Origin of the sequence: Ruoffia tabacinasalis, from assembly GCF_005864045.1 — a bacterium.
Classification (GTDB): domain Bacteria; phylum Bacillota; class Bacilli; order Lactobacillales; family Aerococcaceae; genus Ruoffia; species Ruoffia tabacinasalis.
The window spans coordinates 23,474-34,970 of sequence record NZ_VBSP01000023.1 but is presented as its reverse complement, the minus strand read 5'-3'; the positions used below and the strand labels follow the sequence as shown (position 1 = coordinate 34,970).

The following is an 11,497-nucleotide window of genomic DNA, read 5'->3' as shown; positions in this document are numbered from 1 at the left end:
AACAGAGGATGAACCAATGGTTGGAATCGATTCCTCGACATTTCTTTAAGTCGATGACGTTTGATTGTGGTAAGGAATTTTCCAATTGGAAAGCATTAAGTAATCAACATGACATTGATATTTATTTTGCCGATCCAGGAACGCCCTCACAGCGAGCTTTGAATGAGAATTCCAATGGTTTATTACGCAGAGACGGACTGCCAAAAGGAATGGACTTTAATCAAGTAGACCAAAGCTTTGTGTCATCGATTGCACACAAACGGAACACGATTCCACGGAAATCCTTACACTACCGAACACCGTTGGAAGTATTTTTGAGTTACTTAGATGAAGCAGTTTTGTCTAGCTTAATTTGACAAATCAAAAAATAATTAAAAAACCTACGAGCATACACTGCTTGTAGGTTAATCTTCTGGATGTGGTGGGTCGCCGTATTTTCTAAAATACTGACGCTTCAATGTAAAATGTTCTGGAACGTGATCAATGCCACCTTCTGCAAATGGATGGCAACGACAAATTCGAGCCACTCCCATCGTCGTTCCCTTCACCGCGCCATGCTTTTCAACGGCTTCAATCATATAACTCGAGCAAGTTGGATAATAACGGCAACTTGACGGAAGTCCGGGTGAGATAAATTTTTGGTAAAATCTCACTGGTTTGATAATAATATTTTTAATGTTCTTCACCTTCTATTAACTAAAATAATCAAAAACAACTTGGATAAAATTCGATGTGAAATACGTATAAATAAAAACCGATACAGGTCGATAGGCAATGACCATCCCAATAAACTGTTTAAACCGCATATTGGACACCCCAGCAATCATACAAAAGATATCATCTGGGAAGATTGGCGCGAGAAAGCCAATCCGAAGTAGGCGTTTAAAACGATAGCCATGATTCATAATTCCCATATACTTTATATAATCATCGTCTGAAATAAAAGCCCGTATCACTGCGTGACCGAAACGCGCGCCAATCACAAAGTTAATCGACGAACCAATAATCATTCCCATAGTATTCAACAGAAATCCCCACAGATGCCCAAAAAGTAAATCCCCAATAACATTGGTCAGTCCTAAAGGAATGATCGGGTAAATTATTTGACTAATTTGAACTAAAATAAAGATAATCGGCGCCATAAAGCCTAATCTCCTCAGAAAATCAGAAAAGCCACCGTCTGGTTGGAAGTATTCGGATTGGCTAATGTAGATTGAACCGACAATTGTAATAATAACACCAATGACTGTCGTGAAGCGAATGATGCGCCGCTTCGTTTCGATAGTTAGTTTCATACACGTACTCCTAAAATATTTTGAGGGTGAGTTGATTCTTTCATCTACTTAAAACGCATTGTATACTCTATAATATATTGTAACGCAATTAAATCTTTAAGTGGAGGGATTTTTTGGAAAAATTAAAACAACTTGTAAAAGAAATGAATAAACATGACATTAGTAACATGATTATTGCAGATACATACAGTATTCGCTATTTAATCGGTTATTATACACAACCAGGTGAACGGTTATTAGCTTTCATCGCTACCGCAGCTGGTAAACATTATTTAGTGCTAAATAATTTATTCCCACGTGCTGATGAAAATGATGATTATTCAGTCATTTATTATCAAGATGGCGAAGCGATTATGGAACAAATTGCTGAAATCTTAACGGATGGTGTAACGAGTATCGATAAAGTATGGCCAAGTCACTTCTTACTTGAATTAATGGGTATCAAGAAAGACTTACAACCAGTCAATGCTTCTTATATCTTAGACGATATTCGAGCAATTAAATCAGATGAAGAAATTAATATCATGCGCGAAGCTTCTCTGTTAAATGATCAAGTCATGGAAAAATTAATCGACTCATTAACTACTGGTAAATCTGAGACTGAATACGCTGATGAATTAGCTGGTTACTATAAAGAATCTGGCCATTCTGGCTTCTCATTTGAACCGATTGTTGGTTACGGGCCAAATGGTGCCGACCCACATCACACAACCGACGATTCATTACCAAACGTTGGAGACCCAGTCGTTCTTGATATTGGCGGGATGTATAAAGGTTATGCTTCAGATATGACTCGAACAGTATTCTATGGTGAACCAAGTGAAGAAGCTATGGAAGTATATGATATAGTTCGCCTAGCAAATCTAGCGGGAATAGCTGCGGTTAAACCTGGTGTTCCGTTAAGTAGTATAGATTTAGCAGCACGTAAAGTGATTAACGATGCTGGTTACGGTGAATACTTTACACACCGTTTAGGACATTTCATCGGTCAAGAAGCGCATGAAGCTGGTGATGTATCACAATACAATGATGAATTAACTAAGGTAGGACAGGTATTCTCAATTGAACCTGGTGTTTATTTACCAGGTAAATTCGGTGTTCGAATTGAAGATTTAGTCGTTGTTACTGAAGATGGTTGTGAAGTTTTAAACCACGTGACAAAAGAACCTCTTATCGTCGAAGTTAATTAAACACAAAAAACTAGGACGGTCTGGAATGACCCGTCCTAGTTTTTTTATTATAAAGTATCTACAATTGAAGTATCTAAGTATCCAGCATCTTCTAATTGCTTAGACAGTTGAAGTAGTAAGTACTCTCCACCTTTTCGTGTTGAAAATTGAGCACCTAACGGTAACCCATTATCTAGTTTATGCACTGGTAAACTAATTGCAGGTTGACCGGTTAGATTCATTTGCTGAGTAAACGGTGTCCATGCTAAACTTTCTGCAAACATTTTCCAAACTAGATGTTGTTGCTGCTGAACAACAAACTGTTCAATATTCCTTAAGTCATTCAACAGTTTATCCCCCTTAGCAAAAGCTGTATGTAGAGGTGCTGGTCCGTTTGTTGCTGGCATTAACAGTAAATCATATTCCTTGAAGAAGGCTTCAGATACAGCGGTTATGTCATCCCAATAAGATAAAACTTCAGAATACTCTACTCCGCTAATATTTAAACCTAACTGATAAATTGCCCAACTCATTAATTCCATGTCATCTTGTGTCATTGGTCTGTTTAATACCTGTTCAAACCTTTTAAGCATCGAAGCAGTCTCAACACCATTTACATTATAGTACGTTTGCATTGCTTTAACACCATCGATTTCAGGCTCTGCTTCAACTAATGTATGTCCTAATGATTCTAATATACGAATTGTTTCTTGCATTAAACTTTGTGCTTCCTTTGTCATTGGTTCTCCGATTGGTGTATTCATTGAATATGCAATACGAAGTGGTTGCTCTAAATCTACTAGTAACTCATGTGGTATTCGCGGTAATATAAAAGGGGCTTCAAACTGTTCGGACTGCATCCATTTTAGTAATGTCCATGTATCTCGAACTGATTTAGTCAATGCAAAATTCACGGACGCCCCTTGCCAGCTTCGGTAATCGCTTGGTCCAACCGGTATGCGTCCACGACTTGTTTTTAAACCGATTAAACCACTAAAAGATGCAGGAATTCGAATAGAGCCTCCTCCATCACTCGCCGTGACGATAGGAACAATTCCTGCTTTCAATGCTGCCGCCCCTCCACCACTAGATCCTCCAGGGTTTCGTTTTAAATCTAAAGGTGAATTTACATGACCTGTCCACTCAGAATCACTGACATTCTTAAAACCAAATTCTGGAACATTCGTCCTACCTACAACAATAAAGCCAGCAGATTCAATACTCTTGGAAAAATTGTCCGTTTGTGTCGCTTCAAATTGTTCCATTAAACGGGCTCCGCTTGTTGATTTTTGTCCTGTTTGATTTTGTCCTAAATCTTTTAATAGGATGGGGACACCGAAGAATGGGGGTAAATCTCCATAGCTTCCGGTGTCTAACTGTTCAAAGTAGTGATCAAATCGATTAGCTATACTCCGTGCAAATTCATATTGCTTGTGTACAACGGCATTCAATGTATCGTTCCACTCTTCAATATTTTGAATGGCTTTTTCCACTAATTCTGTCGCCGTTGTTTCACCACTTTTTATTAATTTTGCATAGTAAGTTGCATCTTCTTTAAATAACATCTCATCTCTCCTTAAGTATATATAAAAACACCACTTCCCTCTTTCAATAGAAGTGGCTTGCTGTTATAGGTTGTAAATTTCTTGCTTCTCTTCTTCAGTTAATTCAAAATCGAACACTTCTAAGTTTGATTTTTGACGATCAAAGTTGTGTGATTTTGGAATGACAATGACTTCGCGGTCAATTTGGAAATTCAAGACAACTTGTGACCAAGATTTTCCGTATTTTTCACCGATAGCATTTAGTCGTTCCCGATTAGCAGCACTTACACCAGATAAAGGTGACCACGCTTCTGCAAATACCTCATGTTCGCGTCCAAATTCAATCACATCATGATTCCATTCTCCAGGATGAGATTTAATTTGGTTAACTGTCGGTTTAATCGTTGCATTATCTAATATTAATTGTAATTGATCTTTAGAGAAGTTCGATACTCCGATAGATTTTAAAATGCCAGCTTTCGCATGTTTCTCTAACACTTTCCAAGTCGCAACCATTTCTTCATCATTATCCCAAGGATGGTGAATTAAATATAAATCAATATAATCTGTTTGGAATGCCTCTAAAGAGTATTTCACAGCTTCATCAATTGTTGCTTCATCTTTCGTATACTCTGGTTTACCAGGTAATTTTGAAGTTATAAAAAATTCTTCACGAGGAACATCTGATTCTGTGATAGCTTTTCCAATTACTGCTTCATTGCGATAAGAAATAGCCGTATCGAAATGTCTGTATCCATTAGTAATTGCTGATTGTAATTCAGTTGTATCAAAATTAATGTCCGCTGAATAGTCATTATTTACTTTACCAAATGTGTTTGTACCGCTTCCGATAATTGGAATCTGCTTATTATTGTTTAATGTGATCCAGTTCATTTTACTTACACTCCTTTTAATAATATCTTTGACAAGTGTATCAGAATATCAGCTACCGTCCTACTGAAGTGCTTTCGAAGGATTTATCAAAACTTTCTTACTTTCTAATCTTTGAATATTTAATGATTTTTCATTGATTTATTGTAGTTTTATTGACTGATTTTTTACAAAGTTTTATATTTAATTGTATGAGTGTTATAATATAGTTATAAACAAGGAGGAGTTCTTTATGAAAAGTAATCGCTTACGTTATGCAATTTCTATGGCCCTCACAAGTCTTTTGGTCGCAACTCAAGTTACCCCCTTAGCCCTAGCTCAAACGGAAAGTGTTCCGCCTGAATCTGAGTCAGTTCAACAACAGCAAGAAGCAACTTATCCCGTTGGCGTTGAAGTCCGCAATATAGAAGGCACTCGTACTGAACAGGTTGGTATTAGTTTAACCGATGAAGAAGGTGATATTTATGATGGTGGTTACAATGAAAACTCTCAATGGTTAACAGGTAGTTCTTTACCAGAAGGTCAATATTATATTGAATTGACACCTTCTGAAGGAACAACGAGTCAAATTAATAACACGGCTCCACAATTTGCTGTAGCTACAGAGACACCAAATGTTTACTCAATCGATGTAAATGAAGAAAACCTAGGTGGCTTATCCGCTGTATACGGTGCATTCGAGCTCGTTAACGAAACGGTTAGTGAAACTTACCGCGTCGGAGCAGAAGTCCGTGGTTTAGATGGTACTCGTACAAGCGATGTTGGAATTACTGTATATGATGAAAATAGTACGGTATACGAAGGTGGATATAATGAATATGCACAATGGTTAACAACGAATGAATTACCTGAAGGGTTGTATTACATTGAATTGACAACTCCAGAAGGAACAATGAGTCAAATTAGTACAACTACAAATCAATCAGCTGTTCCAACAGAAACACCAAATCTTTATACAATTGAATTGAATGAAGAAACTTTAGGAAACTTAACTTCTGTATATGGCGCATTTGAATTAATTGAAACCGCTCCTGTTGAACAAACATTCCGATTAGGCGCTGAAGTGCGTGGCTTAGACGGTACTAGAACCGATGAAGTAGGAATTACTGTTGCTGATGTTGATGGCGTTACATTTGAAGGTGCTTATAATGAGTATCTACAATGGCTAACAACTGAAGAATTACTTGCTGGTCAGTATACAATCACTTTAGATACTCCAGAAGGTACTGTTTCAACTATCAATGATACTACGAATCAATATGCAATCCCTGCTGATGAGACCAATGTTTATAATATCATTTTAAACGAAGAGAACTTAGGCAATAACTCATCGATTTATGGGGCGTTTAATCTAGTTGAAGCTCCAGCTGAAACATACCAATTAGGTGTGGAAGTGCGTGGATTAGACGGTACTAGATCCGATGAAGCAGGAATTACTGTGACGGATGCTGATGGTGTTGTATTTGAAGGTGAGTATAACGAGTACTTACAATGGTTAACGAGTGAAGAATTAACTGAAGGTACTTATACAATCACTTTAGACACGCCGGCAGGTACTGTCTCTGAAATTAATGATACGACAAACCAATATGCAGTCGCTACTGATGAAGATGACGTTTATACAATTGAATTAAACGAAGATAATTTAGGTAGTAGTTCTGCAGTATATGGTGCATTTAATCTAGTTGAAGCTCCAGCTGAAACATACCAATTAGGTGTGGAAGTGCGTGGATTAGACGGTACTAGATCCGATGAAGCTGGAATTACTGTGACGGATGCTGATGGTGTTGTATTTGAAGGTGAGTATAACGAGTACTTACAATGGTTAACGAGTGAAGAATTATCTGAAGGTAATTATACAATTACTTTAGACACGCCAGAAGGTACTGTCTCTGAAATTAATGACACGACAAACCAATATGCAGTCGCTACTGATGAAGATGACGTTTATACAATTGAATTAAACGACGAAAATCTTGGTAGTAGTTCTGCGGTATACGGTGCATTTAGACTTGTCGAAGCACCAGTTCCAAACCCTGATACATTTACTTTAGGTGTGGAAGTGCGTGGATTAAACGATCAACGGACTGACGAAGTCGGAGTGACTGTAACAAATAATGATGGTGACGAGTTTACTGGGTCGTATAATGAATACTTACAGTGGTTAACAGATGATGAATTGCCTGAAGGTACTTATATAATCAGTTTAGACACACCAGTAGGTACAGTCTCTGAAATCAATGATACGACAGATCAATATGCAGTCGCTACTGATGAAGACGATGTTTATACAATTGAATTAAACGACGAAAATCTAGGTAGTAGCTCAGCAATATACGGTGCATTTAGACTTGTCGAAGCACCAGTTCCAAACCCTGATACATTTACTTTAGGTGTGGAAGTGCGTGGATTAGACGATCGTCGTACTGATGAAGTGGGAGTTACTGTAACAAATAATGATGGTGACGAGTTTACTGGTTCATATAATGAATACTTACAATGGTTAACAGACGAAGAGTTGCCTGAAGGTACTTATATAATCACTTTAGACACACCAGCAGGTACAGTCTCTGAAATCAATGATACGACAGATCAATATGCAGTCGCTACTGATGAAGATGACGTTTATACAATTGAATTGAACGAAGATAATCTAGGTAGTAGTTCTGCAATATATGGTGCATTTAGATTAATCGAATCGGATGAAAATGGTGGTGGCGGTTCTGAGAGTTCTGAGAGTTCTGATGAGTCAAGTGACGAATCTAGCGACGAGTCCCACGGATCAGAAAGTTCTGACGAATCTAGCGATGATGGATCTGACGATGAATCAAATGGGTCAGAAGACGAATCGGATGACGATGGAAACGTCATTGTAGACCAAGATGACGACATCTTACCGACAACTGGTGAAAGTAATACGATGATTATTACTGTTGTTGCTATCGGTTTACTAGCCGTTGGTGGACTTCTACTTTACCGTAGAAAACGTAGTTAATCTTATATTTAAATAACCAATAGAAAAAGAGCCTGCGAACATCATGTTTGCAGGCTCTTCTTTGTCCCCTGTAACCTTTGTATAGTTGAGGCTTTAAATTAAAAAGTTTTCGTGTAATAGGATTCATGCGTAGATATTCTCCTTATGTTATTGGGTGGTACTTTTAATATAATGAATATCTTAGTCTTTTTGTAGACTCAAATATAGGGTTGATGACGATTTCATTATTTGTCATCAACCCTTTTTTAGATCTAAATTATTTGCTTTCAGATATGGAGTCTTCGATTGATTCACCGGACTCTTTTTTTAATTTTTCTCTTTCAAAATAGACTAAACCAACACCTATACCGATTAATATTAACACGCCTAAGACATTCCAAACGGTAAATAATGGGATATTAAACTGCATACTGATGACTAAATTAATTATAATCACAACCGGTACTAAACCAAAGGCTGCAACTGCTAAGAAACGCCATGAAGATAGATGCATTCTTTTATAAATAAAGTATAACGCCCAAAGATAGATTAGAGAGACGAGAGTAATTGGAATAGCTACATTCACCAGTATATTATTCGCACTGATCACTAAGTTTAATAAGAATAAATATGGAATAATCAACACACTAAAAGCGATTAAACTAGACATGATTGGGGTGGTTAAACGGAAGAATAAAGGAAGTATAATTCCCCAAGCAAAAACTATTGAAACCGATGCAATACCTGACCAAGTAATCGTGTTAACACTAAGAAAATCAATGATTAAACATGCCACGATAACAAATGCTAAGACTCCGGTAATCGCGATTAACCACTCCCTTCGAGTGTGTTTAAACTGTTCACTCATATTATTATTCGCATACTCTAAGACGTTTTGAGTGACATCATGTTCTGAAGGTGCTGATTCATCGAGTGAATAACGTTCGCCACGTAATAATTCATTGACTGTGACGCCATAGAAATCTGCTACTGGCTGAACTTGGTCCATCTCTGGTAATTTACTACCATCTTCCCATTTGACTAAATCTTCTTCACTCACATTAATTGCTTCTGCCACTTCAGTGGTCGACAATCCTTTGTCCCGACGTAATTCCAGTAAAAAATTTCCCATTCTTTCTCGTTCAAGCATTGTATATGTCTCCCTTCCTTACCTTAGTCAATAACTTCTGTATGAAAGCAACGTGTCATATGCTCTAGCATCACTTCGCCTAAATCAGTGAATGTTGCTACACCGCGGCGATGTGTCAGTGTTTTAAAGCCTTCAGCATCTGCTCCTCCAATTGTTTGGAATACACAAATATCAGTCGTAACTCCGACTACATGTACCGTATCAACATCTAAATTACGCAAGGTTTCTGCTAATTCCGTTTCAAAAAATGAATTATAATTTTGTTTAGGAAAGTAATGAACATTCTTATGTTCTTGATTCGCCTGGAACCAATCTTTTAACTCTCCATACAATTCCTGTCCCGATGTATTTACCACATTATGCACTGGCCACAGGTCAAAGTGAGGATCATTTGGTTCGTGAGCATCCATCGCAACTACAACTTGTTTGTTAGCGCTTAAAAAATCATCCGCTAAGTTTCTGATATAAGGTACAATTTCTTGACCTGGCTTCCCTACAGTCAATCCTCCGTCATCAGCAACAAAATCATAACTCATATCTACAATTATTAAGGCCTCTTTAGTCATATTATACGGCTCCTTTGCTTTTTCTTTATTATCCCATACTCCAGGTCAAATTTAAAAGTATATATCCTTTCATACCAATAATTGTACGATATATTTTTTGTACTTAACGAAAAATTATATTTTGTATTTTCAATATTTTTTCTCACATGGTAACATAGAGTTAACTAGTAAGTTTGTTGCCATTTATAATAAATAGGAGGTTTCTATGCGACTTAAAACTCTTTATAATGACTCTCTTCCACGGATGCTGATACTTTTTACATTTTTTATTTTTGTCATGATGCCTGCGACTATTTTCGCTGAAAACAATGATGACACCGAAAATATTGACATTCGACTTTATCAGGATAGTACGACTACAGTTTATGATTTTGTCTTACCTGATTCAGAATTTATCGCACGCAATTTTAATCATACAGATCCAGAAATACAAACTCAGTATGATGCTGCTGTTCAAAAGTTAAAATCGATGCATAATTTCTCTTTTGAGGATCCTCTTTTTATCTTAAACCCTTACGGTACAGTCACAAATGGTCTATATATTAATTTTAATCATCATAATGACGACGCTACAGTTAATTATACAATTACAACTGAAGGTCATAAGAATGACCACATTTTCCAAAGAACTTTAAAAAATGCGAGTGAAGATTCTGAATCGTTCGAATCACAGATTATTGGACTCGTCCCTGGTGAAGAGAATCATATTGAATTAGAATGGGTGGATGATTCTAACGAAGTGATTGATACATTATCTTTTAACATTCAGATGCCTAAAACATCTTCTTTCTATCCAAGTTACTTATCAACTCAAGATGGGGACAGCACAAGACAATTATCTGATGGACTATTCTATTTAGTAGGCACTTCACAATTTAATGGCTTTACCTATTTCTTTGATAATGACGGCGTTCTTAGAGCTGAAATTGACACAAATTCATACCGCTTTGATAATTTATTATTCCACGAGGATTATATTATTATGGCAAATACGAGTACACAACTTATTGCCATGAATTCTTTGGGTCAAATTACACAGTACTATGATATGCCTGGCTATAACATGCATCATGATTTCATTATAGGACAAGAGGATGAAGTGTTGATACTTGCCTCTTTAAACGATAGAAAGTCGATTCGTCGAGAAGATATTATCTTATCGCTTGATTTGAATTCAGGTCAGATCAAAGAGTTACTAGATTTAAAAGATGTGTTTGGTGACTATATGCAAGTGACGACCCCTTCATATAATCAAGATGGTGATGCCACAGATTTAGATTGGATCCACATTAATTCGATAGAGAAAGTCGACGAAGACGCTGTCCTGTTAAGTTCTCGTGAGACTTCAACAATCATTAAAGTTAGCAATCTTTATACAGATCCAAAAGTAGATTATCTCATTGGTCCAGAACCAGTTTGGACGGGAACTGACTACAGCAATTTACTATTATCACAAAAAGGAACATTCCCGCTTCACGGTGGCCAGCATTCACTGAATCTTTCTAGAACATCAATTCAAAGTGATGGCGAATATTATGTTACATTCTTTAATAATAATTATTGGCGTTATTTAACACGTCCTGATTATATGGGTCACATTGAAGAGCACAATAGTCGCAACTTCGAGCCTAACCCTGATGATCTTTCTTATATGTATAAATATTTAATCGATGAAAGTGAAGGAACCTTTGAACTTATTCAATCATTCCCTGTTCCTTATTCGTCAATTGTAAGTAACGTTGATCCCTTACCAAATGGGAACTATGCTATTAACAGTGGTAAAGATAACGTGTTTAGCGAGTACGATTCAAAAGGCAACTTAATTCGTTCATATCATTATGTGAGCGGAAACTTTGCGTATAGAGCATTTAAAGACAACTTTACTGACTTCTGGTTTCAATAAAATAA

General features: G+C 36.9%; 10 protein-coding genes. 4 read left to right on the top strand and 6 right to left on the bottom strand.

Going from position 1 to position 11,497, the window contains the following annotated elements; all coding sequences use genetic code 11:
- Positions 1-356: IS30 family transposase (locus FEZ33_RS07350; RefSeq protein ID WP_138404754.1), on the top strand; the 356-nt coding region annotated here is incomplete at its 5' end.
- A gap of 48 nt (positions 357-404) precedes the next feature.
- Here FEZ33_RS07350 and yidD read toward each other — a convergent pair.
- Together yidD and FEZ33_RS07340 are read right to left on the bottom strand one after the other, a co-directional pair.
- The gene (gene yidD, locus FEZ33_RS07345; RefSeq protein ID WP_138404757.1) at positions 405-677 is read right to left on the bottom strand and encodes a membrane protein insertion efficiency factor YidD; all 273 of its coding nucleotides are present in this window, start codon (positions 675-677) and stop codon (positions 405-407) included.
- A gap of 15 nt (positions 678-692) precedes the next feature.
- A complete protein-coding gene (locus tag FEZ33_RS07340) occupies positions 693-1,295 on the bottom strand; it encodes a TVP38/TMEM64 family protein (protein ID WP_138404753.1) in 603 nt (200 codons plus the stop codon).
- Between the two features lie 113 nt (positions 1,296-1,408).
- Here FEZ33_RS07340 and FEZ33_RS07335 point away from each other — a divergent pair, with 113 nt between their 5' ends.
- Positions 1,409-2,485, top strand: coding sequence for a M24 family metallopeptidase (locus tag FEZ33_RS07335; RefSeq protein WP_235888789.1), 1,077 nt, complete (start codon positions 1,409-1,411; stop codon positions 2,483-2,485).
- 47 nt (positions 2,486-2,532) lie between these two features.
- On the opposite strand, the gene FEZ33_RS07330 is transcribed toward FEZ33_RS07335, so the two are convergent.
- Positions 2,533-4,029, bottom strand: coding sequence for an amidase (locus FEZ33_RS07330; RefSeq protein WP_138404752.1), 1,497 nt, complete (start codon positions 4,027-4,029; stop codon positions 2,533-2,535).
- Between the two features lie 63 nt (positions 4,030-4,092).
- Positions 4,093-4,902 carry an aldo/keto reductase family protein gene (locus FEZ33_RS07325; protein WP_138404751.1) on the bottom strand — a complete coding sequence of 270 codons (810 nt, stop codon included), beginning with the start codon at positions 4,900-4,902 and terminating at the stop codon, positions 4,093-4,095.
- A gap of 229 nt (positions 4,903-5,131) precedes the next feature.
- Between FEZ33_RS07325 and FEZ33_RS07320 the strand changes: the two genes are divergently transcribed.
- Positions 5,132-7,894: an LPXTG cell wall anchor domain-containing protein gene (locus tag FEZ33_RS07320; RefSeq protein ID WP_138404750.1), complete on the top strand. Its 2,763-nt coding sequence runs from the start codon at positions 5,132-5,134 to the stop codon at positions 7,892-7,894.
- 256 nt (positions 7,895-8,150) lie between these two features.
- On the opposite strand, the gene FEZ33_RS07315 is transcribed toward FEZ33_RS07320, so the two are convergent.
- The gene (locus FEZ33_RS07315) at positions 8,151-9,023 is read right to left on the bottom strand and encodes a helix-turn-helix domain-containing protein (protein ID WP_138404749.1); all 873 of its coding nucleotides are present in this window, start codon (positions 9,021-9,023) and stop codon (positions 8,151-8,153) included.
- 23 nt (positions 9,024-9,046) lie between these two features.
- Positions 9,047-9,589: a cysteine hydrolase family protein gene (locus FEZ33_RS07310; protein WP_138404748.1), complete on the bottom strand. Its 543-nt coding sequence runs from the start codon at positions 9,587-9,589 to the stop codon at positions 9,047-9,049.
- Between the two features lie 205 nt (positions 9,590-9,794).
- Here FEZ33_RS07310 and FEZ33_RS07305 point away from each other — a divergent pair, with 205 nt between their 5' ends.
- Entirely contained in the window at positions 9,795-11,492 is a 1,698-nt protein-coding gene (locus FEZ33_RS07305) for an aryl-sulfate sulfotransferase (RefSeq protein WP_138404747.1), read from the top strand.
- Positions 11,493-11,497 lie beyond the last annotated feature (5 nt).

What these genes read in the sequence shown, in the direction of transcription:
- FEZ33_RS07325 (WP_138404751.1), bottom strand. Translation starts at nt 4,902, where the DNA reads ATGAACTGGATCACATTAAACAATAATAAGCAGATTCCAATTATCGGA.
- FEZ33_RS07320 (WP_138404750.1), top strand. Translation starts at nt 5,132, where the DNA reads ATGAAAAGTAATCGCTTACGTTATGCAATTTCTATGGCCCTCACAAGT.
- FEZ33_RS07315 (WP_138404749.1), bottom strand. Translation starts at nt 9,023, where the DNA reads ATGCTTGAACGAGAAAGAATGGGAAATTTTTTACTGGAATTACGTCGG.
- FEZ33_RS07310 (WP_138404748.1), bottom strand. Translation starts at nt 9,589, where the DNA reads ATGACTAAAGAGGCCTTAATAATTGTAGATATGAGTTATGATTTTGTT.
- FEZ33_RS07330 (WP_138404752.1), bottom strand. Translation starts at nt 4,029, where the DNA reads ATGTTATTTAAAGAAGATGCAACTTACTATGCAAAATTAATAAAAAGT.
- FEZ33_RS07305 (WP_138404747.1), top strand. Translation starts at nt 9,795, where the DNA reads ATGCGACTTAAAACTCTTTATAATGACTCTCTTCCACGGATGCTGATA.
- FEZ33_RS07340 (WP_138404753.1), bottom strand. Translation starts at nt 1,295, where the DNA reads ATGAAACTAACTATCGAAACGAAGCGGCGCATCATTCGCTTCACGACA.